The 326-nt window shown below is 58.6% G+C and carries 1 protein-coding gene; it reads left to right on the top strand.

The window, feature by feature from the left end:
* Nucleotides 1–326 (top strand): hypothetical protein (locus ODQ19_RS28090; RefSeq protein ID WP_330211849.1); only part of this gene is annotated, 326 nt, incomplete at both ends.

A 326-nucleotide genomic window follows, 5' to 3' on the forward strand; every position in this document is an offset into this window, starting at 1 on the left:
GGAAGAGCAATTGCCCAATGGCGGGATCAAGCGTTATCGCTATGACGCTCTGGGGCGGCAAGTTGCCCGTGAGGATGAGCATGGGGCTCAAACTCAATATCAATGGGATGCCGTAGGGCGTCTGCTAAAGCTGATCCAGCCCGGTGGTGGATGTAGGGAATTCAGCTACAACCCCTACGGCAAAATCATCGCCGAACGTGACGAACTCGGCCACGTCACCCGCTACGAATACGAAGGTGGCCTGCACCTGATCAGCCGCCGTCTCAACGCCGATGGCACCCAGGTCAAGTACCGCTACGACAACGCCCGGCTGCTGCTCACCGAGT

The sequence above is a fragment of the Pseudomonas sp. AM4(2022) genome, from assembly GCF_036346515.1.
Lineage (GTDB): Bacteria > Pseudomonadota > Gammaproteobacteria > Pseudomonadales > Pseudomonadaceae > Aquipseudomonas > Aquipseudomonas paracarnis.